The organism is Tabrizicola soli, from assembly GCF_015999335.1.
In the GTDB taxonomy this organism is placed as follows: domain Bacteria; phylum Pseudomonadota; class Alphaproteobacteria; order Rhodobacterales; family Rhodobacteraceae; genus Tabrizicola; species Tabrizicola soli.
This window is the reverse complement of sequence record NZ_JAEACP010000010.1, coordinates 58,514-82,569: the sequence shown is the minus strand read 5'-3', so window position 1 is coordinate 82,569 and position 24,056 is coordinate 58,514. Positions and strand designations below refer to the sequence as shown.

Sequence of the window (24,056 nt, the reverse complement as noted above, 5' to 3'; positions counted from 1 at the left end):
CGCGCCAGGCGCGCGCCCGGAACTGTCATTGCCTCAGGCGTTGAGGAAACGCTGCCATTCCTCTTCCATCGCGCTCGCGTTGTTCGGCGTGGTGGTCGAGACATAGGGCTTGGCGAACTTCTTGTTGACCTTGGCCTCGGTCGCCTTCAGCGCGGCGACCTCCTCGGCGGTCCAGCCGTTCGCTTCGGCATATTCCACGCCCAGGTCCATGTTCGGGCCGGCATAGCCGCGGTCGCGGGCCTGAAGCGCGCGGTATTCGCCGCTGAGGAAGTAGTTCAGCACCTTGTAGATCGCGTCCAGATTGCCGCGATCGACCGCCTGCGCGGCGATATAGGCGCCGTGGCCCCACTTGAAATAGCCTTCCTTGGTATAGGCATAGCGGGTCGCGTCCGGGCCCAGCACGAGGTTCGCCTCGCGCACGGCCGGTTCCCAGCAGTTGATCACGTCCACTTCCTTGTTGGTCAGCAGCTGGATCTGCTCCTCGAAGGCGCCGTAGAGGGTGCGGAACTGGCCCGCCTTCTTGCGCTCGATCAGGAAGTCGGCGACGACCTTTGCCTCTTCGGGGGTCATGTCGGCGACATTGCCGATCTGCGCCGCGCCCTTGGCCTGCAGATACAGCGCCGCCGGGCCCATCGAATAGGTATAGGCATTGCCATAGGCCACGCGGCCGCGGGTGTTCTCGTCCTCGAACATCAGCGACCAGGACAGCTCTTCCTCGCTGTCGGGCGCAAGGCCCAGCTTCTCGGGGAAGTAGCCGAAGCTGTCGGCGTTGCCGATGACCGGAACGCCCCACTGGTTGCCCTCGGTGTCCTGCACCACGGCCGAGCGTTTCCAGTCGTCCGAGGTCCGCTCCCACAGGGTCAGCTCGGGGTGCTTCTCGTCCAGCGGGGCATAGAGGCCCTGCGGCCCCAGGATGTCCTCGGTGCCGGATTCGAAGATGAACAGGTCGACGCTGTCGCCCATGTTCGCGCCCATGACGTCGCGCATGAAGACGCCGACGTCGTTGCTGGCGCCGCTCAGCTCGCAGCGGACGCCGATGGATTTCTCCATGGGCGCCCAGTCCTTCAGCGCCGCCGTCGGCACGCCATAGGCCTTGACCAGCGGCATGTCCTGCGCCGCCGCCCGTCCCGCCGCGCCAAAGGCGGCAAGGCCCGCGATGGCGCTCATTCCCTGCATCAGGCTGCGCCGGGTCAGCTGCGCCTGGCTGTAGGTCGAGAATTTGTCCTTCATTGCTTCTCTCCTGTTGGTTCCGTGTTGCGTCCCGGTTCCTACTCGGCGGCGAAGATCACCGCGTCGTTCGTGTTCCAGCCAATCCGCCGGATATCCTCGCTTTCGACATGCGAGCCGTGCCAGCTGCGCAGACGCAGCGGCCCCGCATCGGTCGCCAGCGCGATGTCGATGTACTTGCCCCGGTAGACCCGGTTCGTGACCTCGGCCTTCAGCGCATCGGTCGCGCCTTCCGTCGCCGGTGCGATCCGCTCGGCGCGCAGGGCCACGCAGACGGCGTCGCCCGCCTTCAGCCCCTCCACCGTGACCACGCCCCTGGTGCGCGCGCCGCCGGGGAACTCCACAATGCCCGCGGTCCCCTCGCGGCCGATCAGGCGGGCGGGCAGGATGTTCTCGTACCCCATGAACTCGGCCGCGAAACGGCTTTCCGGGCGGTCGAACAGATCCAGCGGCCCGCCGCTCTGCACGATGCGGCCATGGCTCATCAGCACCACGCGGTCGCTCATCGTCAGCGCCTCTTCCTGGCTGTGGGTGATGTAGACGAAGGTCATCCCCAGCGAGCGTTGCAGCTCCATCAGCTCGATCTGCATGTCCTGCCGCAGCTTTTCGTCCAGCGCGCCAAGGGGTTCGTCCAGGAGCAGGATCGCCGGCTGGGTCACGACCGCGCGGGCCAGCGCCACGCGCTGCTTCTCGCCGCCCGAAAGCTGGCTGATCCGGCGGTCGGCCTTCGCCTCGAGCTGCACCATTGCCAGCGCGCGCCGCGCCTCGCGCAGGGCGTCCGCCGCGTTCATCTTGCGGATGCGCAGCCCGTAGGCCACGTTTTCCACCACGCTCATATGCGGAAACAGCGCATAGTTCTGGAACACGGTCGTGCAGTTGCGCTTGGCCGCCGGAAGGTTCGCCACATCGGCCCCGCCGATGCGCAGCACCTTGACCGAGGTCGGCATCTCCAGCCCCGAGATCACCCGCAGCATCGTCGTCTTGCCCGAGCCGCTGGAGCCGAGGATGGTCAGGAACTCGCCGCGTCCCGCCGAAAGCGAGACATGCGAAAGGGCCGTCACCATGCCGTAACGGTGCACGACGTCCTCCACCTCGAGCATCGGCTCCCTGCTGCTGTCTGTCATCGGGCTTTCGCTTCTTTCTGTCGGTGTCTCAGTGGCGGATGACCGCGCCTTCAAGACCGGCAAGACGGCCGGCCAGCGAAAGCGCGACATCCAGAAGGCTGCGGGACAGCCCGGCCGGATCGGTGACCGGGGCGGCCCTGAAGGGTCCGGCCTCACCGGAATTCCGCCGCAGGCAGATCCCCGGCGCGCGCAGGGCGGCCAGAAGCATCGCCTGCGCCGTGGCGTCCGATCCCGTCCCGGCGGGGCGGGCCTCCAGCCGGGCCGCGATCCGGTCCAGCCCGCGCCCGCCGCCGTCGATCACGCCGCCATCGCGGGCCGAGCGGATCGAGGCCAGCGCCCGCCGGGCCTGCGCCACGGCATCGCCCGCCCCGCCGCGCGCGCCGATCCGCAGTTCCGCCCAGTGCCCGGACAGCCGGGCATGGCGCTGCCGGGCATGTTCCCGGTCCAGCGGCAGATAGCGTTTGGCGGCAATCTCGGCCTCGATCCCGCGCAGCCGGGGGGCGATCCGCGCCGGGTCCCCGGCGACCCCGGTCAGGACGACCAGCGATCCCTCGCGCCGATAGGTTTCCGCCCGGCCCAGCATCGCGGGTTTCAGCGCGTCAAGCGAGACCCCCGCGTGCTCCGAGACCAGCACCGCGCCGGTCGCGATGGCCAGGTCCTCCAGGATCTCGGCCGCGCGCGGCCCCGCATCGCGCGGCAGCAGCGCCGCGACCTTCAGCACCCCGGCCTGCCGGTTGCGCTCGATCAGATGCAGCGCCTGATCCTCCAGCCCGCGCGCGGCGATCACCAGCGACTTGTCGCTGCGGGCAAAGCCTTCGATCACCGGGGCAAGCGTACGGAAATCCCGGATCACCTCGTTGGCGACGATCAGATGGACCGGCCCCATCGCCTCCAGCCCGGCGCTTCCCACCGGCCTTGCCTCGAAACCGAAGCCCTGCCGGATGTCCAGTCTCAGCCCCGGCTCGTGGCCTTCCGCCACCTCGACCAGACCCGCCGTTCCCACCGCGGCGCAGGCCTCGGCCAGCCGCTGCGCCAGTTCTGCCTCTGCCCCGGCGGCCAGCGCGACCGCGACCAGATCGACCGCCTCGGCACGCTCGGCGGCAAAGGCCTCGTCCAGCACCGGCCGCAGCGCCACCAGCGCCGCGATCACCTGTTCCGGCACCGCGCCTGCCGCGATCCCCCGCCGCGCCGCCGCCAGCGCCGCGCCGGCCATCACTGCCAGCCGCGCCGTCCCGTCGCCCAGGTCGCGCTCGGCGTCGACCAGCGTTTCCTTCAGCAGCCGCGCCGCGAAATGGTCCGAGCAGACCCGCCGCGCGATCTCGCTGCCCGAGACGGCGGTCGCCACCCGGTTGCCGGTCGAATAGATCACATGCCGGCCGTCCGGCCCGATCGAGGCGCCGATCGCGCGAAAGGCCGGGACAAGCGCCCCAGCCAGATCCTCCTGCAATGCATGGCCCCCGATCGCGCGGAACATCGTCAGCCCGAGGGCAGAAGGCCGCGCCGGCCCAGTTCTTCATGCACGGCGCGGGCGACGACGATGGCGTTGGGCGTGTCGGAATGGACGCAGATCGACTCGGCCACCACGCGGACATCCTTGCCGCTCATCGCGCGGGTCACGCCGTCCTCGACCGCGCGTCGGACCTTCTCCGCCACCGCCTCGGCGGCGATCGGCGGATGCTCGCGCGAGATGACCTGGCGGCCATCGTCGCCGTAATCCAGATCGACATAGAACTCGCAGCTGAACGGAATCCCGCGCCGGGCAAAGACCTCGGACATGCAGCAATCCGAAAAGGCGATGACCGGAACGCCGAAGATCTCGGCCGCATCCGCGATTCCTTCGGCCACCTCCGGGTCGTTCTGGGCCATGCCGAACAGCGCGCCATGCGGCTTGATATGGGACAGCTCCATCCCCTCGGCCCTCAGAAAACCGGCCAGCGCGCCCGTCTGGTAGATGGTCAGGGCGGCCACTTCCGCCCGCGTCATCCGCATCAGCCGCCGGCCAAAGCCCTCGCGATCCGGCAAGCCGGGGTGCGAGCCGACCCTGATCCCCGCCGCCTTCGCCGCGCGGACCGTGCTCCACATCACGTTCGGATCCGAGGCATGGAACCCGCAGGCGACATTCGCATGGGTGACAAAGGGCATGCAGGCCGTGTCATCGCCGAAGCGGTAGATGCCAAAGGCCTCACCCATGTCGCAGTTGATGGTGACCATCGCCCCGTCCCCGTTAGTTTGATATATCATACATTCTATATCGCACACTGGTGCCCCCGGATGTCAAGGCTGATCTTGGCTTGCCGGACGGATGTGAACGGCCCGAGGCTGCCCTCTCGACGCACTTCGACCCGAGACCGACGAACGGACCGTCCGCGCGCCCGCCACATGTTACTGGAAACCATCGCCCCGATGCGCGATGATCCCGCCATCAGCGGCCGCCATGCCTCTGGTCAATCAGGCGCGCCGGACAGCAGGGCGCCCGGCTACACCATTCCACGGGACAGCATCATCAACTGCGAAGGAGCATCACATGAAACGTTCGGCAACCGCCCTTTGGCAGGGCTCGCTGGTCGACGGACAAGGTACGCTCGACATGCTGAGCGGGGTTTTCCGCAAGCAGCCCTATACCCACAAGGGGCGCTTCGTGGACGAGGCCGGCCAGTCCGGGACCAACCCGGAAGAACTGATCGCTGCTGCACATTCCGGCTGCTTTGCCATGCAGCTTGCACATTTCCTGGCCGAGAACGGCACGCCGGCCGAGAACCTTGAAGTGAAGGCCGAGGTCGAGTTGGTCCCCGGTACCGGGATCACAGGCAGCGCCCTCACCCTCCGGGCAAAGGTGCCCGGCATCGCCGAAGGGCGCTTCAAGGAGCTGGCCGAGAAGGCAAAGGACGCCTGCCCCGTCTCGCGCGCACTTGCCGCCATCAAGATCACGCTCACGGCAGAGTTGCTCTAGCCTGCCGCAGGACCGGCGCTGCCGAACTCCGCGGCGGCATCCCGGACATCGTCTGAACCCGGCACAGAACGGCCCCCGGAACCGTCCGGGGGCCGTTCCGGCATATGGATCGCCCGGCACGATTCGGGCGGTTCGGTCCGGTTTCCTGACCAGTTTCACTATGCTTCCGAACTAAGGCAACGAATTCATGAACATACCCCCGTTGAACAAATCCAGTTGCCAGTTGACATATGTTCTGCACATTGTGTAAACAGATTTGAAAAATGTGCAGCTTGAGAGGAGGACTGCATGGCCGAGATTTTCGATCATACCGGCGCGCCGGTGAAGCACGGCCGGGCCCGCGTGAACGGCATCCGCATGCATTACGTCACCGCCGGCCAGGGCCCTGCGCTTCTGCTGCTGCACGGCACGCCGAAGACGCATTTCTACTGGTACAAGCTGATCCCGCTCTTGACCCCGCATTTCACCGTGGTCGCCCCCGACCTGCGCGGCTTCGGCGACACCGACAAGCCCCCGGCCGAGGAAGGCTATGACAGCCTGACCAACGCCAGGGACATGGCCGCGCTGATGACGCATCTCGGCCACGAGACCTTCCACCTGCATGGCGAGGATCGCGGCGCCGAGTTCGCCTATGCCCTGGCCGCCACCCAGCGCGACCGGGTGAAGACGCTGTCCTTCTCGGAAATGCTCCTGTCCGGCGAGGGGCTGGAGGAATGGTCGAACTTCACGCCCGAGAACATCTCCAGCCAGTTCAACCTCAAGGGCGTCTGGGTCTGGCACATCCCGTTCTTCTGGATCCCCCACCTGCCCGAGATGCTGATCACCGGCCGCGAGCGCGAGTTCTGGGAATTCTGGATCAAGGCCGAGACCTGGAACCCCAACGCCATCACCAACGAGGCGATCGACGAATGGATCGCGCGCCTCTCGGCCCCCGGCGGCCTGCGCGGCTGCCTGGAGACCTACCGGGCGGGCCTGAAGAACGCCCGGATCAACAAGGAGCTGAAGCAGCAGAAGCTGACCCTGCCGATCCTGACCATCGGCGCGCCGGAATTCTTCGGCGAGCTGGTCCAGGGCCAGATGGAAAAGGTCGCGACCGGCGTCGAGCGGTCGGAAGTGTTCCAGGAATGTGGCCACAGCCTGGCGCTGGAAGCCCCCGAACGCCTGGCGCAGACCCTGCGCGAGTTCATGCTTGACCGGAAGCAGCCCGCCTTCGCGGCGCGCTGATCCACCCCCGAAGACCCGAAGATACGGCCGATCCTCCGGAGGGGGAGGGTCGGCTGCACCCAAAACCCAGGAGGAGACCCGATGAAAACCCTGAATTCCAAGTCCTTCGCGCTGGCGCTGTCCGTGGCCCTCGTGCCCGGCTTCGCCATGGCCGAGATCGCCGCCGACATCCAGCACCCGCTGTGGTACAAGGAGCCCTCGGCCAAGACGATGGAAATCGCCGCGATGGACAGCATCGACGGCGTCGTCGTCTCGGACGGCCAGCGCGGCGAGCCGGGCTTCCCCGCCGCCGAGCTGAAGCTGACCGAAGAGCAGATCGCCAAGGTCAAGGCCGGCAAGTTCACCGTCGCCATCTCGATGGGGTGGCTGGGCGACGACTGGGCCAGCCAGCAGCTGATCGGCCTGAAGGAAACCTTCGAGAAGCTGGGCATCGAGGTCGTCGCCGAAACCAACGCCAACTGGGACGACGCCAAGCAGATCGCCGACCTGGAAGCCATCTCGGTGCTGAAGCCCGACCTGCTGGTCTCGATCCCGCTGAACGGCCAGACCACCGCCTCGGCCTACAAGGCGATCGAGGAAGCCGGGACCAAGGTGGTGTTCATCGACCAGGCCGTCGAGGGGATGGAGCCCGGCGAGGACTATGCCGCGATCATCTCCTCGGACAACCTGGCGCTGGGGATGTATCTCGCCGACGCGCTGGCGGAATCGCTGGGCGGCAAGGGCGACGTGGCGGCGATGTATTTCGCCAACGACTTCTACGTCACCAACCTGCGCTACGAGGGCTTCATCGCCCGGGTGATGGCCAGGTATCCCGAGATCAACGTCGTCGCCGCCGCCGGCCACAACGACCCGAACAAGGGCCAGGAAGTGGCGCAGGGCGTCCTTGCCCGCTATCCGACGCTGAACGGCATGTATGCCTCGTGGTCGATCCCGGCCATGGGCGCCGTGACCGCCGCGATCACCGCCGGCCGCACGCCGGACGACTTCAAGATCGTCAACGAGAACTTCGACCAGATCGTCGCGCTGAACATGGCGCAGAACGGCTTCATCGCCGGCATCTCCTCGCAGCGCCCCTATGACCAGGGCGTGGCCGAGGCGACCGTGGGCGCGCTGGCGCTGATCGGCGAGGAGACCCCGTCCTATGTCGTCGTGCCGCCGCTGAAGGTGACCCGCGACACCCTGCCCGAGGCCTACAAGACGATCTACCGGATCGACCTGCCCGCGGAAATGACCACCGCGCTGTCGCAGTAAACGGCACCGGGGCGCGGCCAGCCCGCCGCGCCCCCTCCCCTCTCCCCGCGAGGTTCGCCATGCCCGCCGCAGACGTTCTTCAGATGATTGACATCCGGAAAAGCTTCGCCAGCATTCCGGTCCTGAAACGGGTCTCGTTCACGCTTCGCAAGGGCGAGGTCCATGCCCTGATGGGCGGCAACGGCGCGGGCAAGTCCACGCTGATGAAGATCCTGACCGGGGTCTACAGCAAGGATGACGGGACCATCCTGGTCGACGGCCAGCCGGTCGAGATCCACGGCACCGCCGCCGCCGAGCGCGCCGGGATCGCGATGATCTTCCAGGAGTTCTCGCTGGTTCCCACCCTCACGGTCGCGCAGAACATCTGGCTGAAGCGCGAGCCGCGCCGCGCCGGAATCTTCATCGACAATGCCGAGATGGTGCGCCGGTCGCGCGCGCTGCTGCATGAATTGGGCGTCGACATCGACCCGGAAACCCCGGTGGGCGCGCTGCCGGTCGGCTACATGCAGATCGTCGAGATCGCCAAGGCGCTGTCGAAGAACGCCCGCATCCTGGTGATGGACGAGCCGACCTCCTCGCTTTCCGAGGCCGAGACCGAGGCCCTGTTCGAACTGGTCGCCCGGCTCAAGGCCAGCGGCATCTCCATCGTCTACATCTCGCACCGGATGGCCGAGATCCTGGCGATCTGCGACCGCGTCACCGTGATGCGCGACGGCGAGGCGGTGATGACCGAGGACTGCGCCGGGCTGACCGTCGACCGCATCGTCGAGGCGATGCTGGGCGCGGGGAACGCCGCCAGCTTCGAATGGCACGACCGCGGCCCAAGGCCCGAGGCCCCGCCGATCCTGTCGCTGCGCAGCCTGCGCCTGCCCGCCCGCGTCAACGATGTCAGCTTCGACCTGCGCCCGGGCGAGATCCTGGGCCTCGCGGGCCTGATGGGCTCGGGCCGGACCGAGATCGCCGAGACGATCTTCGGCCGCCGCGCGCCGGTCTCGGGCGAGGTGATCTTCGACGGCAGGCCCGTCCGCAACCAGGCGGACGCCATCGACCGCGGCATCGCGCTGGTGCCCGAGGACCGGCGCAAGATGGGCCTCGTGCTGGACCATTCGGTGCGCGACAACGTGCTCCTGCCCAACCTCGCCCGCTTCACCCGCAACTTCCTGGTGCAGGACGCCGAGGCGCTGCAGACCGTCACCCGCACCATCCGCGAGCTGCGGATCAAGACCGACGGCCCGGACAAGCTGGCGCGCCTGCTGTCGGGCGGCAACCAGCAGAAGATCGTGCTGGGCAAGTGGCTGGCGCGCGACCCGCGCCTCCTGATCCTGGACGAACCCACCATCGGCGTCGACATCGGCGCCAAATCCGAGATCGTCGCCACCGTCCGCGCCATGGCCGACAAGGGCATGGCCGTGCTCGTGATCTCGTCCGAACTCGAAGAACTCATGGCGATCAGCGACCGCATCCTCGTCTTGCACGGCGGCCGCATCGTCCAGGACATGAACCGTCGCGACCTGACCTCAGAGGAGGAGCTCCACCATGCAATCCAAGGTCACCATATCGGGCCGTCCGACGATGTCGCTGCCTAGCATCCAGTGGCAGAACTACGTCGTCTACATCTTCTTCGTCATCGTGCTGGGCTTCTTCGCCGTCACCATCGGCGACAAGGGGTTCCTGTCGGTCACCAACCTGTTCAACATCGCCCGCACCACCGCGATGATCACGGTGATCGCCGTGGCGATGACCTTCATCATCTCTGCCGGCGAGCTTGACCTCTCCGTCGGCTCGACCACCGCGCTTGCCGCGCTGGTCTGCGCGCTGGTGATCCAGGCCGGTTATCCCTGGCCCCTGGCCTTCGCCGCCGCCATCGGCGCGGGCCTGCTGGTCGGCTGCCTGAACGGGTTCTTCGTCACCGTGATCGGCATCCCGTCCTTCCTGGTGACGCTGGGCATGATGCAGTTCATCCGCGGCGTCGACATGCGGGTGACCTATACCAACCCCGTCTCGGTCACGAACCAGACGTTCAACAGTCTGTTTGGCTCGGGCAAGCTGTTCGGCATCCCGTCCTTGCTGATCTGGTCCGTCGTCGTCGCCCTGATCGGCCATGTCGTGCTGAAATACACCGGCTTCGGACGCGAGATCCTGGCGACCGGCGGCAACCGGCAGGCGGCGGAATATTCGGGCGTCAAGACCCGGCGGGTGAAGTTCTACGGGTTCCTCCTGACCGGCGCCGCCGCCGCGCTGGCCGGCATGCTCTACACCGGCATGATGCAGACCGCCCGCTTCAACTTCGGCGAGGGGGCCGAGCTGATGGCCATCGCCGCGGTGATCCTGGGCGGGACCAGCCTTTTCGGCGGCAAGGGCACGATCCTGGGCACCTTCGCGGGCTCGCTCCTGATCGGGACGATCAACAACGGGCTGATCATCATGGGCCTCGACGTCAGCGAGCAGATGATGATCTCCGGGGCCATCATCATCGTGGCCGTGGCCTTCGGCAAGAAACCCGGCCAGGCCTGACCACGCCAGACCTCGCGGCGCCATCCGCAGGGGACGGGGGAAACCTTCGTCCCCTTTCTGTTGGTCGGCGGCACAGCAGCCCAAACTAATCTGCGCATTTGTCTTTTGTGCAATACAAAAGTGTTGACGTAAAGCGCGGCCCGAGTCACTCTCGCCTCGTGGGCAGGCCCGGAGAGGAGTCGCCTTGGAAGGCCGAAGTCCGGGATGCCGCTGCAGTTGCGGCGAAGGTTGCCGGCTGCCTCCAGGCACCGTTTCGGGGCGGGCAGGCCACTGAAACCTTGGAGGAACAGAATGGGATACGGTCTCAAGACGGCATTCGCCGCGGCGACGCTTGCCACGGTGCTGGGCGCCGCAGCGGCGCAGGCGCAGGATCAGGCGGCGCTGATCAAGCCGGTGGACAAGGAACTGACCTTCGTCTTCGTGCCGAAGGTCATCCACCCCTGGTACGACGTCGTGGCGCAGGGCGCCGCCTTCGCGGTCGAGGAACTGGCCACCCAGGGCATCAAGGTCAACGTGATCTGGGACCAGCCGCCGCAGGCCGACGTGGGCGACCAGAACGCCCGGATCGAGGCCAACATCGGCCGCCATCCCGACGGCCTCGCCGTCGCCTGCCTGGACCGCGCGACCAACGTGCAGCTGATGAACGAGGCGGTGAACGCCGGGATCAACGTCATCAACTTCAACTCGTTCTGCGACGACGCCTTCCCCTTCATCGGCCCGAAATCCAGCGAGCAGGACGGCTATGACCTCGGCAAGTACCTGGCCGAGCAACTGGGCGGCAAGGGCAAGATCGCGATCCTGTCCGGCAGCCTGACCGCCTCGGACCATGTGGAGCGCATCACCGGGTTCAAGAAGGCGCTGGCCGACTTCCCCGAGATGGAGATCGTCTTCGAGCAACCCGACGACGACATCCTGGAAAACGCCGTCGCCCTGACCGAGAACATGCTGCAGGCCCATCCCGACGTCGCCGGCATCTTCGGTTCCAACGCCTCGAACCCGATCGGCGCGGCGCGGGCGGTGAAGAACGCGGGCCTGGCCGGCAAGGTGGTGATCGTCGGCATGGACGACCTGCCGGAAGCGGTGGACTTCGTCTGCGACGGCACGATCTCGGCACTCAAGGCGCAGCGCCAGTGGGACATGGGCTACTGGGCGGTCAAGTACATGGTCGCGATGAACCAGAACCACACGATCCCGATGTTCCACAACACCGGCTCGCGCTTCCTGACCAAGAGCGACTGCACCTCGTGATCCAACCGGGGCGGCGTGACCGCGCCGCCCCCCTTCCTGCAGGAGCCCCCGATGTCCGAGGCACCCCCCCTGATCGACGCCCGCCACATCTCCAAGACCTTCGGAGCGGTGCATGCCCTGACCGATGTCTCGATCACCCTGGCCCCCGGCGAGGTCCATTCCGTGATCGGCGAGAACGGCGCCGGGAAATCCACCCTGATGGGCATCCTCTGCGGCCGCATCCGCCCGACGCAGGGCACGCTCCTGGTCAACGGGGCCGAGGTCCATTTCCACTCGCCCCAGGACGCGCAGGCCCATGGCATCGCCATCGCGCCCCAGGAGATCAACCTGGTGCCGCACCTGACCGTGGCCGAGAACATCCTGCTCGGCGCCCATCGCGGATCGGCGGCGCATATCGACTGGAAGGCCACCCTGGCCGAGGCGACGCGCCACCTGCACGAGGTCGACGACGGCGTCGATCCCCGGGCCCGCGTCTCGCAGCTTTCCCGCGCCCAGCAGCAGCTGGTGCAGATCGCCCGCGCCGCCGCCACCCGCGCCCGCGTCATCATCTTCGACGAACCCACGGCCACGCTGACCTACCGCGAGACCGACAAGCTGATGGGCTACATCCGCCGCATGACGGCCGAGGGACGTTCGGCTTTCTACATCTCGCACCGCCTGGACGAGGTGCGCGAGCTGTCGCACCGCATCACCGCGCTGCGCGACGGGGCGCCGGTCGGCTGCATCGGGCCAGAGGAAGCCAGCCGCGAGCGCATGGTCACCATGATGGCCGGCCGGCCGGCACGGCCGAATATCGCCGCGCCGCGCGACCTCTCGACCCGGCCGCCGGTGCTCGAGGTCCGGAACCTCACCCGCGAGCACGAGTTCCAGGACATCTCCTTCACCCTGCGCAAGGGCGAGATCCTGGGCCTGTCCGGCCTGATCGGCTCCGGCCGGACCGAGCTTGCGAAATGCATCTTCGGCCTCACCCGCGCCCAAAGCGGCAAGGTCCTGCTGGACGGCGAGGAAACACGGTTCCGCAGCCCGCTCGACGCCATCGGCTCGGGCCTCGCCTACCTGCCCGAGGAGCGCAAGGCCGAGGGCATCTTCCCCCTCCTCTCCATCGCCGAGAACACCGCGCTGCCCTCGCTCGACCGCTTCACCGGCGCGCTGCGGATGCGCAATCGCGAGATGCTGGACGAGGTGGGCAAGCTGGCCCGCCAGCTCAAGGCCAAGTTCTCCAGCCTGGGCGATCCGATCTCCAGCCTCTCGGGCGGGAACCAGCAGAAGTTCATCATCGCCCGCTGGCTGATGCGCGAGGCGCGCGTCCTGATCATGGACGAGCCCACCCGCGGCATCGACGTGAACGCCAAGCAGGAGATCCAGTCCGTCCTGCGGCGGCTGACCGACGAGCGCGGCCTTTCGATCGTGCTGATCTCGTCCGAGATGGAGGAGCTCTTCGACGTCGCCGACCGCATCCTGGTGATGCACGAGGGCCGTGTGAAGGGCGTGAAGAACCGCAGCGAGGCCACGCAGGAAGGCCTTCTCGAACTGGCCATGAGCTGAGGAGCGCGAGCCAATGATGCAGGACACCGATTTCACCACGGCGACACGGGTGCGCCAGAACGGCAGCGCCCGCGCCCTTCTCCGCCGCTTCTTCCGCTGGGAAGCCAGCGGCATCCTGATCGCCCTTGCGATCCTGTTCGCCGCGCTGGCGCTGGCGACCGACAACTTCCTGTCGGCCTACAACATGTCGGTCGTGGCCCGGCAGGCGGCCTTCGTCGGCCTGGTCGCGCTGGGGCAGACGCTGGTCCTTCTGGTGGGCGGCATCGACCTCTCGGTCGGGGCGGCGGCGGGGTTGTCGGCCATCGTCGGCTCGATCGCGCTGACGCAATGGGGGCTGAACCCGTTCCTGATCATCCCCTTCACCATGGGCTTCGGCTTCGCCCTCGGCGCACTGAACGGCATGCTGGTGGCGGGGCTCCGGCTCAATCCCTTCATCGTCACGCTGGCGACCTGGGAGATCTTCGCCGGCATGACCCTGGTCATCACCCAGGGCTACCCGATCCGCCCGCTGGGCGCGCCCTTCACCTGGTTCGGCCAGGGCGACCTCCTCGGCGTGCCGCTGCCGGTGGCGATCTTCGCCCTGGTGGCGCTGGTGCTGGTCTGGGTCCTGGCGCAGACCCGCTTCGGACGGAACATCTTCGCCGTCGGCGGCAACCGCGACGCGGCGGTGCTGGCGGGGATCCGGGTGCGCCGGGTCGAGTTCCTGGCCTATGGCCTGGCCGGGATGCTCGCCGCGCTGGCCGGCATTCTCTACGCCAGCCGGATGGACGCGGGCCAGCCCTCGGTCGGCGAGGGCTGGCTGATGGGCGCGATCACCGCCGCGATCCTCGGCGGCACCAGCCTGCGCGGCGGACAGGGCTCCATCGTCGGCACCGTGCTTGGCGCGCTGCTCTTGGCGGTGCTGGCGAACGGGACCGTGCTGATGAACGTCTCGGGCTTCTGGCAGCGGGTCATCGTCGGCGGCGTGGTGCTGGTCGCGGTGCTGGTGGATCTCCTGCGCCGCCGCGACTGAGCCCCGGCGAAGGGGCGGGACGACCAGCCCCTTCCTAGCCCAGCCTGCCCTGCGCCTCGGGGGCGGCAAGGCTCCGGTTCAGCCGCTGCCGGAAGCTGTCGGGCAGTTTCCATTCCGGGTTGTTCCCGGCGAAGACGTCGAAGAACCCCATCGCCGTGTTCGGATCGCTGGCGGCATTCTCGCGGAACGACCACCACTGCCGCAGGCTGAAGAACTCCGGCGTCAGCGAGGTTTCGGCGTCAAACTCCTGCTCCAGCACCGCCGCCCGCACGTTCAGGCAGAAGACGGTGCAGGCAAAGCCCTCGGGCCAGAAATACTCGGCCCGCGAGGGGTCGGCGCCGGGCGGCAGCGGCCCGGCCTCCAGCGGCATGTCGCGCAGCAGGTTGCGCAGCATCAGGGCCGAGACGAAGTCGAAATAGGCCCGGCGCTGGCCGGGATCATGCGGATTCTGCGCATCCACGTCGCGCAGCCAGGCGACGAAGACCTGCGCCAGCCGGCGGTCATCGACGGCAAAGCTCAGCCCGGTCTCGGCGGCAAGCTCGTCCAGCTGGCGGGCAAAGGCCTGGCGGAACCAGCGCAGGCGGCGGATCGCCACGCGCAGGGGCTCCGAGGTCGCGGGCAGGTGCAGTTCGGGCGCGTCAGACATGGTTGCGGAATTCGTCGAACAGGGCGTGCAGCGCGGGCGCATCGGCCGCGGAGAGGTCGCCGGCCAGCGCCAGCGCAAGATCGGTGGCGGCGGGAATCAGGTCGCGGTAGCCCGCCGGATCGGCCAGCATCGCCAGGAGCACGGCGAAGACCACCACCCGGCCCGCCTCGGCCGGGGGCGTCGCCCCCTCGGGCCAGACCACCTCGCGGATCGCAGGCGGATCGAGAAGCGCCAGATACAGCGCCGCCGCGGTCGCGCCGTCGCTGCCACCCGAGGCCCGCGTCGCCCGCCGCCAGGCCGCCGCCGCCGCCGCCTCGCCGACCAGGCAGCTTTCCGCCCCCAGCCGCTTCAGCGCCGCGCGCAAGCCGTCATGCGCGGCGGCGGCAAAGCGCGCCTCGGCCTCGGCCTCCTCGGGATGCGACAGGGGCGGCGGGGTGTCGTCGCCATCCAGCAGCACATGCGCCAGCGAGCCCGCCCGGTCCCCCAGCCGCCGCGCGGTGGCAAGGGCCGCATCGGCCAGCCGCGCCGCCGGTTCCGGCAGCGCCTCCAGCGGCAGCCCCTTCTTCAGGCTTCTGCCCCCCTGCTCGACCGCAAACCGCAAGGACCGCGCCACATCCTTGATGGGCGCGGCGTCGATCGGTGGCAATGGCAGGCGCGACGGCATGGCTCTGGCCCTCCTGACTTCAGTCTAGCACCGGCCCCGAGAGGGAGTCAGCCCCGCAGATGCCGCCCGACAAGCGCCCCGACCGTCGCCGGGTCCTCCATCTGCGGCACGTGGCCGATGCCCCGCAGCAGGTGCAGCGCCACCTCGCCGGGTGCCGCCAGCGCCTGCTTCCAGGGCAGGATATGGTCATCGCGACCCCAGATCATCAAGGCCGGCATCGCGACCCGCTCCAGCGCCGCCGTCAGGTCGAAGGCCTGCACCCCATCCGGGAACAGCGCCCGCGCCATCTCCTGCTGCGCCTCGCGCAGGGCGGGGTCCAGACGGGCCAGCATCGCGGCCTTGGCGAAGTCGTGGCTGATCCCCCCGGGCCGCGCGGTCAGCCGCTTCAGCCAGGGGGCCAGACTGTCCACGCTGGACGCCCGCGCGATCCCGTTCAGCGCCGCCCCGTCGATCTCCGGCCCCAGACCGGCCGGGGCGATCAGCGACAGCGTCCTCACCTGACGCGGCCGGATGTCGGCCAAGGCCAGAGCCAGCCCCCCGCCCAGCGAATGGCCCAGCAGATGCACCGGCCCCTCCGCGACCTTGTCGAAGACCTGCACCATCAGCCTGGCCAGCTCGGCAAAGCCGCCGACCCGTTTCAGGGGAGAACGTCCGTGCGAGGGCAGGTCGATGCGGATCAGCGCCTGCTCCTTCGGCAGCGCCTCTTCCAGCGGGCGCCAGCCATGGCTGTCCGCCGCAAAGCCGTGGATCATCACCAGCGGCACGCCCACGCCCTTGCGGGTGGTGACGTTCAGGTCGCCCGGATGCGGCTCCCAGCTGATCGGCGCGGCGGGGGCCGTCACCGGGGCTTCGGCCACGGCCGGGGCCGGTTGCGCCCGCGCCACGGCCGCCTCGACATCGGCGCGCTGGATGCGCCCGCGCGGCCCGGTCCCGGCGATCGCCGCCAGCTCCAGCCCCGCCTCGCGCGCCAGCCGCCGCGCCACCGGGGTCGCCCGCAGGTCCGCGCTGTCAGGCGCAATGATTGTCGCGACGACGACAGGGGCCGCCCCGGCCAGCGGCGCCGGGGCTTCGGTCTTCGGTGCCTCCACCGCGACCGGCGAGGCGCCCACCGCCTCGCCCTCGGCATAGATGAAGGCCACCGGACGGCCCACCGCGACGGTCTCGCCCGGCGCGGCCAGGACGTGATGCAGCCGCCCCGTCGCCGGGGCCTCCACCTCCATCGCCGCCTTGTCGGTCTCGATGTCGAAGAGCGCCGCCCCCTTCTTCACCACCTCGCCCTCGGCCACATGCCAGACCGCCAGCTTGCCGCTGGCCATGTCCATGTCGACCTTCGGCATGATCACTTCGACCGGCATCTCAGACCTCGCCCTTCGCCAGCTGGCGCGCGACCCGCTCGATGTCCGGCGATTGCGGGACGGCGGCGCGTTCCAGGTCGGGGTTGTAGGGGATCGGCGCCTCGGCCCCGCCCAGACGCTGGATCGGCGCGTCGAGATAGTCGAAGGCCTCGCTTTCCGCGACCAGCGCGCTGATTTCCGCACCCACGCCCAGCGTGCGCACCCCCTCGTAGACGCAGAGAAGCTTGCCCGTCTTCTTGACCGAGGCGATGATCGTCTCGCGGTCCAGCGGGCGCACGGTGCGCAGGTCGATGACCTCGGCCTCGATCCCCTCGGCCGCCAGCTTCGCCGCCGCCTCCAGCGCGCGGTGCACCATGATGGCGCTGGCGACGATGGTCACCGCATTACCCGGCCGCACAACCGCCGCCTTGCCGATCGGCGTGATGTAATGCCCTGCCGGCACCGGCCCCTTCATCTTGTAAAGCAGCTTGTGCTCGAAGACGACCACCGGGTCCGGGTCCGCCAGCGCCGCCAGAAGAAGGCCCTTCGCCTCGGCGGGCGTCGAAGGCTGCACCACCTTCAGCCCCGGCACATGGCCGAACCAGGCCTCGAAGCTTTGCGAATGTTGCGCCGCCGCCCCGGTGCCCGAGCCCGAAGGCATCCGGAACACCACCGGCACCTCGGCCTCGCCGCCCAGCATGTAGCGCAACTTGGCGGCCTGGTTCACGATCTGCTCCATCGCCAGCGCGGCGAAGTCGCTGAACTGGAATTCGAAGATCGGTTTCAGCCCCGTCAGCGCCGCGCCCACCGCGACACCCGCGCCCCCCAGCTCCGAGATCGGGGTATCCATCACCCGTTCCGGCCCGAAACGGTCGATCAGGTCGCCCGTCACCTGGAAGGCCCCGCCATAGGTGCCGATATCCTCGCCCATCAGCACCACCGCCGGGTCGCTTTCCAGCGCGATGGCCATCGCCTCGCGGATCGCCTCGGCATAGCTCAGCTCGCGCAGCTGCGCGTCGATCTGCACTTGCGCGTTCATGCCGCTGCCTCCGCATGGACGAATTTCGTGACGTCGCCGACCCCCGGCGCCGGGCTCTGGCGGGCGAACTCGATCCCCGCCGCCACCGCCGCCCTGGCCTCGGCCTCGACCGCCTCGGCCCCGGCCTCGTCCAGCACGCCATGCGCGATCAGCTCGGCGCGGAAGCGGGCGATGGGATCGCGGCCCATCCACTCCTCGATCTCGTCTTTGGTGCGATAGCGGTTGCGGTCCGACTTGGAATGACCCCGCCAGCGGTAGGTCAGGTTTTCGACCAGCGACGGCCCCTCCCCCGCCCGCGCCCGTGCGATCGCCTCATGCAGCGCCTCGGCCACCGCCGAGAAGTCGTTGCCGTCCACCGTCACCCCCGGCATGGCATAGGCCGGGGCCCGGTCGGCGATGTTCTTCACCGCCGTCGCATAGGCCGCCGAGGTCGACATGCCGTACCTGTTGTTCTCGCAGACGAAGATCACCGGCAGCTTCCAGATCGCCGCCATGTTCAGCGCCTCGTGGAAGGCGCCCTCGTTGTTGGCCCCGTCGCCGAAGAAACAGACCGTCACCTCTTCGCGGCCCAGCCGCTTGGCCGTCAGCGCCGCGCCCACCGCGATGGGCAGGCCCCCGCCCACGATCCCGTTCGCGCCCAGGTTCCCGGTCTTGACGTCCGCGATATGCATCGACCCGCCGCGGCCGTGGCAATAGCCGGTCTCCTTGCCGAAGAACTCGGCGAACATCCGGCCCACATCCGCGCCCTTGGCGATGCAATGCCCGTGCCCCCGGTGGGTCGAGGTGATCTTGTCGGCGTCGGTCAGCTCCATGCAGGTGGCGACCGCGCTGGCCTCCTGGCCGATGGACAGGTGCATCGTGCCGTGGATCAGCCCGCGCATGTAGCTTTCCTCGGCCCCCTCCTCGAAAAGCCGGATCAGGTGCATCTTCCGCAGCGCCTCGCGCAGTTGCGCCGGGGTGAACTGGCGCAGGGCGAAGGGGATATTCTCCTGGCTGTCGCGCATCATGCCACCTCCAGCCCCAGCACCAGCGCGTCCTGCCGGGCGCGCAGCGCGGCGATGCGGCTGCCTTCGGCGGGCTTCGCGTTGGCCCAGGTGATCAGCTCGCCCTTGCGGATCGGGGCCGTCACCGTGCCGCCCGCCAGCAGGCCGCAGGGGATCGCCTTGTCCGACCGCGCGGCCGAAGCCTCCATGATCCAGGCGCGGTAGCAATACTCGCCGATCTGGTCCAGCTTCTCGCCCACGGCCATGTCCTTCTTCGCCACCGCGCAGACCTCGGCCACGGGCCTGGCCAGCGGCACCATGTCGGGCTTGCCGTACAGCACCACCCGGGCGCAGGTCAGCGGCACCTCCAGGCTGGTCAGGTGATAGGGCCGGTGGAAGGTGAAGTACGGGCCCTTGCCCATCTTCAGGTCCTCCATCCGCTCCCAGATCCGGGGGTGGTCCATCTCGGCCACCACGAAGACGCCGGGGGCCACGCCCTTGCCGATGGAGTAATCGACGACACCCACCCGATCCAGCACCCCGCCATCCGCCTTGGGCACCAGCACCTTGTTCAGCTCGTCCAGCACCGCCGCCGGGCCGTGCATCCCCGCCACATCCGGCACCAGGCCGGTGGCATTGGCGATGGCGGCCATTTCCACCATCGTCTTCGAGCCATCCACGAACTCGACCAGCATCCGCACGTTCATGTGCCGCCGCGCCGCTTCCTCCTCATAGGCCGGGGGCGTCGCGTCCACGTTCAGCGGGTTGTTCTTGCCCTTGCCCGCGGCCACGATCCGGTGACCCATGGCCGAGACGAACTCGATCAGCTCCATGCAGGAGGACGGCTCGTCCCCCGCGCCCAGCGAATAGGTCACGCCCAGCCGGTCGGCTTCCGATTTCAGATAGGCCCCGATGGTCACGTCGGCCTCGACGTTCATCATCACCAGGTGCTTGCCATGTTCCATCGCGCGCAGGCCGATCTCGGCCCCCACCGCCGGAACCCCGGTCGCATCCACCACCACGTCGATCAGGCCCGAGTTCAGGATCGCATCGGCATCCGCGGTGATCGCGACCTTCCCCGCCTCGATCGCCGCGTTGACGCTGTCGGTGCCGCCGGCCTCCCTGGCGTGGCCCTTCTCGCGGAAGGCGATGTCCACCGCCCTGGCCGCCGCCGCCGGGTTCAGCTCCGAGATCGCGCCGATCTCGATCCCCTCCATATGCGCGACCCGGGCCACGATATCCGTCCCCATCTCGCCCGAGCCGATCAGGCCGATGCGGACCGGACGGCCGGTCTCGGCGCGGGCGCGCAGGTCGCGGGCAAGGCCGGTGGGGGCGACGTTGATGGGCATGGTGGTCCTCCTCTGGATCCGGGGCCGGGCCGGGCGAGCATGAGTCGCAGGGCCGACAGGGCATGGGGCGATCTAGCTCCAGTTCTGATCTTTTGTCAAATACAAATGCTAAATGTTCATCTTCGATGTAACAGCCAGAAAGCAGCCGCCCGCCGCCGCGAGGCTCCGCCTTCCGCGCATGGGAAAGGGGTCATTGCGCCAGCAGCGCCGCCGCCGTCACCTCGTCGGTGATCAACACCGTGGGCCGGATCAGCGCCATTGCGCCGCGCATCGCCGCCACCTTCGCCACCCCGCCCGAGGCGACGATCCGCTCGGGCGCCCTGGCCAGGTCGGCAATCGGCGCGCTCATGATCCGGTCGTTCAGCGGGTGGTCCACCAGCTGACCCGAGGCGTCGAAACAATTGTAAAGCACGTTGCCCACCGCCCCCAGCGCCGCAAGCTCGGCCAGGGTGGCGGGCGAGAACGGGTTCAGCCGGTCCTCCGCGCTTCCCATCGGCAGGCCGCCCACCGACAGAAGCACCGCATCCAGCGCCTCGGTCATCGCGAAGGTCTCGCCGATGCCGCAGCGTTCGATCAGGCGCCGGCGGGTGTCGGCATCGTCCACGATGGCGGGGGCCGCCACCAGATAGCAGCGCGCCTTCCACAGCCGCGCGAAGGCCCAGGCGAACTCGGCCGGGTTGTAATGCTCGACCGCCGAGACGCCGCCCAGAAGCGAGACCACGGTATCCGCCTGACCGCCCCCGACGAAATCCAGCGAGCTGTAGAGCGTGCGCCCCCAGCCCACCCCGATCCGGGTCTCGGGCTGCAGGAAACCCGACAGGAAGGCCCCCGTCGCCGCCCCGATCGCCACGGTCGGGTCGGCCTCGGGCGAAGACAGCGGGGTCACGATCGCCTCGCGCAGGCCGAACCGCCGCTCCAGCCCGATCTCCAGCCGGGGCAGGTCCGAGATCTCGCGCGACAGCGTGATCGACACCTCGTGCAGCGCGCGGGCATCGGCCAGAAGCCGCGTCACCGTCACCCGGCCGATGCCCAGCTTCTCGGCGATCGCGCCCTGGGTCATGTCCTCGGCATAATACATCCAGGCCACCCGCAGCCTGAGGCGCGAGGAGCGGCGGCGCGCGCCATCGGCCTCGGCGGCAAAGCCCTGCCCGCGCAGGTTCACGCGCTTTCGCGCAGGGCGCGCGCCTCCAGCAGGGCCGAGAGTTCCGCCCGCACCTCGGGCCGGTCGCGCCCGGTCAGCGCCAGGAGCGTGCGGCGGTACAGGATGTCCTCCAGCCCGCCGACCCGTTCCGTCGCGGCGATATGGCGGATCTCCTCGCGGGCATAATCCGGCGCGCTGGCCAGCATCGTCTCGCCCTGCCCCGCCAGCGCCTCGACATAGATGCCCGCCCTGGTGCCATAGCGTGCCAGCAGCACCCCTGCCCGCCCCGGCGTGATCCCGCCGCGCCGGGCCAGCGCCTCGGCCAGCGCCCGCCGCGCCACCGGATCGCGCGGGAAATCGCGCCCGCCGCCGATGGCCAGCCCGGCGGTGGAAACCGTCCGCTCCCGGCCCAGGTCGGCCAGCACCCGTTCGGCCGCCAGTTCCGCAAACGCCCGGAAGGTCGTCCATTTCCCGCCGACCAGGCAATGCACCGGCACCGAAGCGCCCGGCAGGGCCAGCGTCACGATGGAATGGTCCCGCGTCACCGCCCCCACGTCGCCCCCCGCCCGCGGCAGGGGCCGCACCCCGCAGAACCGATGCAGGATCTGCCCCGGGGTGACGGGAATCCCCGGAAACACCTCGGCCACCGCCGCGCGGAGATAATCCTCCTCCTCCGCGCTGCACTGCGCCTGATCGGGGTCGTCCTGCGCCAGATCGGTCGAGCCGACCAGCACCTTGCCCTGGAACGGATAAAGCAGGTTCACCCGCCCGTCCGGCGTGCCGAAATAGACCATCCGCCCATCCAGCGCCTGCAACAGCTCCGGGTTCTCCACGATGAGATGCGAGCCGCGGCTGCCCCCCATCACCCGGCTCTCGATCCCCAGCCGCGCGTTCACCGCGTCGATCCAGGCCCCGCCCGCGTTGACGATGACCCGCGCCCGCGCCTCGGCCACCCCGCCCGAGGGCCGCCGCCAGCGCAGCACATCCCCCTCGACTCCCAGCAGCTCGACATGCGTCTCGGCCCGCGCGCCCGGATTGGCGGCCTCGGCGTCCAGCACCAGCTCCAGCCCCAGCCGCTCGGCATGGGTGATCTGGCCCTCGTGATAGACGCCCGCCCCGCTGATCCCCGGCGCAAGCCCCGGCATCAGCCGCCGCAGCGCCCGCCGCCGCAGCATCCGCGAGGCCGGCATCGACCGCAGCGCCCGGCCGTAAAGGTCGTAAAGCCGCAGCCCCAGCGCGGTGATCAGGAACCCCCGGTCGTTCAGCCGCGCCTTCACCCCGAAGAACCGCAGGACCGAGCCCGCGATCCCGCCCCAGGTCGACCGCACCGGCACGATGCACTCCAGGGGCTGCACATAATGCGGCGCGGTCGCCAGCAGCATGTTCCGCTCGGTCAGCGATTCCCGCACCAGCCGGAACTCGCCCGTCTCCAGATATTTCAGCCCGCCATGCATCAACCGGGACGAGGCCGCCGAGGCCCCCTGGCAGAAATCGCCCCGCTCCAGCATCAGCACCCGCAGGCCCTGCAGCGCCAGGTCGCGGAAGGTGCCGCAGCCGTTGATCCCCGCGCCCAGGATGATGACGTCGAAATCCTCAGCCATCGGCAATCGCCACCTTCATCGCCGCCCCGCTTTCCGCCATGTCGAAGGCGGCCCCGACCTCATCCAGCCCATAGCGATGCGTGATCATGTCCCGCACCTCGATCCGGCCATCGGCGATCATGTGCAGCGCATCCTCGTAGTCCTTGCGCGACAGGCCGAAGGCCCCGGTCAGGCGCAATTCCTCATAATGGATCGCATTGACGTCCAGGTTGCCCATTTCGCCCTTGGAGAATCCCGCGAACAGGCTGACCCGCCCGCCCTTCGCCGCCAGGCCCACCGCCTGCGAGGCCAGCGCCGGGATCCCGATGGCGCAGATCACCACATCCGCCCCCAGCCCCCGCGTCTCGGCCCGGACGGCCGCGCTCAGGTCGCCCGCCGTCGGGTCCAGCATCACGTCCGCCCCCGCCGCCAGCGCCGCCGCCCGCCGCGCCGCGTTGGGCTCCGAGACGATCACCCGCCCCGCCCCGCGCAGCCGCGCAAGCTTGACATGCAGCGTCCCGATCGGCCCCGCCCCCAGGATCGCCACCGTATCGCCCTGCCGCAGCCCCACCTTGTTCTGCCCGTTCAGCACGCAGGCCAGGGGCTCGATCAGCGCCGCCTCGTCATGGCTCACCCGATCGGGCAGGAGATGCACATTGCCCAGCTCCACCGCGCGGGCCGGGATGCGGATGAACTCGGCGAAGGCCCCGTCGATCTCATAGCCGATGGCCTGCAGCTCCGGGCACAGGTTCTCGCGCCCGCGCAGGCATTGCGGGCAGCGGCCGCAGGGAATCGCCGGGCAGACGCCGACGCGCTGGCCGGGCCGGAAGGGCGAGGGGCCCGAGACGACCTCGCCGGAAAACTCGTGCCCGATGATCGAGGGATAGCGGATCCCGGCAGTCTTGCGGCCGCGAAAGACGCGGATGTCGGTGCCGCAGATCGTCGCCGCCTTGACCCGCAGCACCAGGTCTCCGGCTTCGGTGACCGGATCGGCCGCCACGTCCAGAAGCATCCGGTTCGGGGCATGGAGTATTGCAGCCTTCACATCGGCCTCCTGCATGGTTTGCACAATATGCACATAGATTTTACTTTTGCGCAACACCAAACTTCAAAAGCCTTCCCTCCACTCCGGACCCTTGCGCGCGAAGGCCCGCACAGCCAATCGAAACCGCCGACCCTCCCCGGGTATCGCTGCACATAATTATTGACAATATCGCAAATGTTC

General features: G+C 68.9%; 21 protein-coding genes. 8 read left to right on the top strand and 13 right to left on the bottom strand.

Going from position 1 to position 24,056, the window contains the following annotated elements; translation table 11 throughout:
* Positions 1-33: 33 nt before the first annotated feature.
* The 4 genes from I7S92_RS10795 to pxpA are packed head-to-tail and all read right to left on the bottom strand — an operon-like array spanning position 34 to position 4,562.
* Entirely contained in the window at positions 34-1,230 is a 1,197-nt protein-coding gene (locus tag I7S92_RS10795) for an ABC transporter substrate-binding protein (protein WP_197643838.1), read from the bottom strand.
* 38 nt (positions 1,231-1,268) lie between these two features.
* On the bottom strand, positions 1,269-2,351 hold the full coding sequence (locus I7S92_RS10790; protein WP_197643836.1) for an ABC transporter ATP-binding protein: 1,083 nt from the start codon (positions 2,349-2,351) through the stop codon (positions 1,269-1,271).
* A gap of 28 nt (positions 2,352-2,379) precedes the next feature.
* Positions 2,380-3,825 (bottom strand): hypothetical protein, encoded by a 1,446-nt coding sequence (locus tag I7S92_RS10785; protein ID WP_197643834.1) that lies wholly within the window; start codon positions 3,823-3,825, stop codon positions 2,380-2,382.
* A gap of 2 nt (positions 3,826-3,827) precedes the next feature.
* On the bottom strand, positions 3,828-4,562 hold the full coding sequence (gene pxpA, locus I7S92_RS10780; protein ID WP_206761060.1) for a 5-oxoprolinase subunit PxpA: 735 nt from the start codon (positions 4,560-4,562) through the stop codon (positions 3,828-3,830).
* A 313-nt stretch (positions 4,563-4,875) separates the two neighbouring features.
* Between pxpA and I7S92_RS10775 the strand changes: the two genes are divergently transcribed.
* The 8 genes from I7S92_RS10775 (at position 4,876) to I7S92_RS10740 (ending at position 14,095) form a co-directional block, all read left to right on the top strand.
* A complete protein-coding gene (locus I7S92_RS10775; protein ID WP_197643830.1) occupies positions 4,876-5,301 on the top strand; it encodes an OsmC family protein in 426 nt (141 codons plus the stop codon).
* Positions 5,302-5,589: 288 nt separating this feature from the next.
* A complete protein-coding gene (locus I7S92_RS10770) occupies positions 5,590-6,525 on the top strand; it encodes an alpha/beta fold hydrolase (RefSeq protein WP_197643828.1) in 936 nt (311 codons plus the stop codon).
* A gap of 81 nt (positions 6,526-6,606) precedes the next feature.
* Complete coding sequence (locus I7S92_RS10765; protein WP_197643826.1) at positions 6,607-7,776, top strand: substrate-binding domain-containing protein; 1,170 nt, start codon at positions 6,607-6,609, stop codon at positions 7,774-7,776.
* 83 nt (positions 7,777-7,859) lie between these two features.
* On the top strand, positions 7,860-9,362 hold the full coding sequence (locus tag I7S92_RS10760) for a sugar ABC transporter ATP-binding protein (RefSeq protein ID WP_242070163.1): 1,503 nt from the start codon (positions 7,860-7,862) through the stop codon (positions 9,360-9,362).
* Positions 9,349-10,290 (top strand): ABC transporter permease, encoded by a 942-nt coding sequence (locus I7S92_RS10755; RefSeq protein ID WP_242070162.1) that lies wholly within the window; start codon positions 9,349-9,351, stop codon positions 10,288-10,290. The genes I7S92_RS10760 and I7S92_RS10755 overlap by 14 nt, the downstream gene beginning before the upstream one ends.
* Before the next feature lie 291 nt (positions 10,291-10,581).
* A complete protein-coding gene (locus tag I7S92_RS10750) occupies positions 10,582-11,538 on the top strand; it encodes a substrate-binding domain-containing protein (protein ID WP_197643820.1) in 957 nt (318 codons plus the stop codon).
* 51 nt (positions 11,539-11,589) lie between these two features.
* Complete coding sequence (locus I7S92_RS10745; RefSeq protein WP_197643818.1) at positions 11,590-13,083, top strand: sugar ABC transporter ATP-binding protein; 1,494 nt, start codon at positions 11,590-11,592, stop codon at positions 13,081-13,083.
* A 13-nt stretch (positions 13,084-13,096) separates the two neighbouring features.
* Entirely contained in the window at positions 13,097-14,095 is a 999-nt protein-coding gene (locus tag I7S92_RS10740) for an ABC transporter permease (protein WP_242070161.1), read from the top strand.
* A 34-nt stretch (positions 14,096-14,129) separates the two neighbouring features.
* On the opposite strand, the gene I7S92_RS10735 is transcribed toward I7S92_RS10740, so the two are convergent.
* The 9 genes from I7S92_RS10735 to I7S92_RS10695 form a co-directional block, all read right to left on the bottom strand.
* The gene (locus I7S92_RS10735; protein WP_197643816.1) at positions 14,130-14,741 is read right to left on the bottom strand and encodes a hypothetical protein; all 612 of its coding nucleotides are present in this window, start codon (positions 14,739-14,741) and stop codon (positions 14,130-14,132) included.
* Positions 14,734-15,405, bottom strand: coding sequence for a hypothetical protein (locus tag I7S92_RS10730; RefSeq protein WP_197643814.1), 672 nt, complete (start codon positions 15,403-15,405; stop codon positions 14,734-14,736). Before I7S92_RS10730 ends, I7S92_RS10735 begins: the two co-directional genes overlap by 8 nt.
* A 47-nt stretch (positions 15,406-15,452) precedes the next feature.
* Positions 15,453-16,760, bottom strand: a complete 1,308-nt coding sequence (locus I7S92_RS10725; RefSeq protein ID WP_197643812.1) for an acetoin dehydrogenase dihydrolipoyllysine-residue acetyltransferase subunit — start codon at positions 16,758-16,760, stop codon at positions 15,453-15,455.
* A 1-nt stretch (position 16,761) separates the two neighbouring features.
* Entirely contained in the window at positions 16,762-17,778 is a 1,017-nt protein-coding gene (locus I7S92_RS10720) for an alpha-ketoacid dehydrogenase subunit beta (RefSeq protein WP_197643810.1), read from the bottom strand.
* A complete protein-coding gene (locus tag I7S92_RS10715) occupies positions 17,775-18,782 on the bottom strand; it encodes a thiamine pyrophosphate-dependent dehydrogenase E1 component subunit alpha (protein ID WP_197643808.1) in 1,008 nt (335 codons plus the stop codon). Before I7S92_RS10715 ends, I7S92_RS10720 begins: the two co-directional genes overlap by 4 nt.
* Positions 18,782-20,110: an NAD(P)H-dependent oxidoreductase gene (locus tag I7S92_RS10710; protein ID WP_197643806.1), complete on the bottom strand. Its 1,329-nt coding sequence runs from the start codon at positions 20,108-20,110 to the stop codon at positions 18,782-18,784. The genes I7S92_RS10715 and I7S92_RS10710 overlap by 1 nt, the downstream gene beginning before the upstream one ends.
* Positions 20,111-20,300: 190 nt before the next feature.
* The gene (locus I7S92_RS10705; protein ID WP_197643804.1) at positions 20,301-21,272 is read right to left on the bottom strand and encodes a sugar-binding transcriptional regulator; all 972 of its coding nucleotides are present in this window, start codon (positions 21,270-21,272) and stop codon (positions 20,301-20,303) included.
* Positions 21,269-22,852 (bottom strand): glycerol-3-phosphate dehydrogenase/oxidase, encoded by a 1,584-nt coding sequence (locus I7S92_RS10700; RefSeq protein WP_197643802.1) that lies wholly within the window; start codon positions 22,850-22,852, stop codon positions 21,269-21,271. The genes I7S92_RS10705 and I7S92_RS10700 overlap by 4 nt, the downstream gene beginning before the upstream one ends.
* A complete protein-coding gene (locus I7S92_RS10695) occupies positions 22,845-23,891 on the bottom strand; it encodes a zinc-dependent dehydrogenase (protein ID WP_197643799.1) in 1,047 nt (348 codons plus the stop codon). The genes I7S92_RS10700 and I7S92_RS10695 overlap by 8 nt, the downstream gene beginning before the upstream one ends.
* Positions 23,892-24,056: the final 165 nt, after the last annotated feature.

What these genes read in the sequence shown, in the direction of transcription:
- I7S92_RS10785 (WP_197643834.1), bottom strand. Translation starts at nt 3,825, where the DNA reads ATGTTCCGCGCGATCGGGGGCCATGCATTGCAGGAGGATCTGGCTGGG.
- I7S92_RS10760 (WP_242070163.1), top strand. Translation starts at nt 7,860, where the DNA reads ATGATTGACATCCGGAAAAGCTTCGCCAGCATTCCGGTCCTGAAACGG.
- I7S92_RS10735 (WP_197643816.1), bottom strand. Translation starts at nt 14,741, where the DNA reads ATGTCTGACGCGCCCGAACTGCACCTGCCCGCGACCTCGGAGCCCCTG.
- I7S92_RS10730 (WP_197643814.1), bottom strand. Translation starts at nt 15,405, where the DNA reads ATGCCGTCGCGCCTGCCATTGCCACCGATCGACGCCGCGCCCATCAAG.
- I7S92_RS10695 (WP_197643799.1), bottom strand. Translation starts at nt 23,891, where the DNA reads ATGCAGGAGGCCGATGTGAAGGCTGCAATACTCCATGCCCCGAACCGG.
- I7S92_RS10750 (WP_197643820.1), top strand. Translation starts at nt 10,582, where the DNA reads ATGGGATACGGTCTCAAGACGGCATTCGCCGCGGCGACGCTTGCCACG.
- I7S92_RS10770 (WP_197643828.1), top strand. Translation starts at nt 5,590, where the DNA reads ATGGCCGAGATTTTCGATCATACCGGCGCGCCGGTGAAGCACGGCCGG.
- I7S92_RS10755 (WP_242070162.1), top strand. Translation starts at nt 9,349, where the DNA reads ATGTCGCTGCCTAGCATCCAGTGGCAGAACTACGTCGTCTACATCTTC.
- I7S92_RS10700 (WP_197643802.1), bottom strand. Translation starts at nt 22,852, where the DNA reads ATGGCTGAGGATTTCGACGTCATCATCCTGGGCGCGGGGATCAACGGC.
- I7S92_RS10765 (WP_197643826.1), top strand. Translation starts at nt 6,607, where the DNA reads ATGAAAACCCTGAATTCCAAGTCCTTCGCGCTGGCGCTGTCCGTGGCC.
- I7S92_RS10715 (WP_197643808.1), bottom strand. Translation starts at nt 18,782, where the DNA reads ATGCGCGACAGCCAGGAGAATATCCCCTTCGCCCTGCGCCAGTTCACC.
- I7S92_RS10775 (WP_197643830.1), top strand. Translation starts at nt 4,876, where the DNA reads ATGAAACGTTCGGCAACCGCCCTTTGGCAGGGCTCGCTGGTCGACGGA.
- pxpA (WP_206761060.1), bottom strand. Translation starts at nt 4,562, where the DNA reads ATGGTCACCATCAACTGCGACATGGGTGAGGCCTTTGGCATCTACCGC.
- I7S92_RS10745 (WP_197643818.1), top strand. Translation starts at nt 11,590, where the DNA reads ATGTCCGAGGCACCCCCCCTGATCGACGCCCGCCACATCTCCAAGACC.
- I7S92_RS10720 (WP_197643810.1), bottom strand. Translation starts at nt 17,778, where the DNA reads ATGAACGCGCAAGTGCAGATCGACGCGCAGCTGCGCGAGCTGAGCTAT.
- I7S92_RS10790 (WP_197643836.1), bottom strand. Translation starts at nt 2,351, where the DNA reads ATGACAGACAGCAGCAGGGAGCCGATGCTCGAGGTGGAGGACGTCGTG.
- I7S92_RS10710 (WP_197643806.1), bottom strand. Translation starts at nt 20,110, where the DNA reads ATGCCCATCAACGTCGCCCCCACCGGCCTTGCCCGCGACCTGCGCGCC.
- I7S92_RS10795 (WP_197643838.1), bottom strand. Translation starts at nt 1,230, where the DNA reads ATGAAGGACAAATTCTCGACCTACAGCCAGGCGCAGCTGACCCGGCGC.
- I7S92_RS10740 (WP_242070161.1), top strand. Translation starts at nt 13,097, where the DNA reads ATGATGCAGGACACCGATTTCACCACGGCGACACGGGTGCGCCAGAAC.
- I7S92_RS10725 (WP_197643812.1), bottom strand. Translation starts at nt 16,760, where the DNA reads ATGCCGGTCGAAGTGATCATGCCGAAGGTCGACATGGACATGGCCAGC.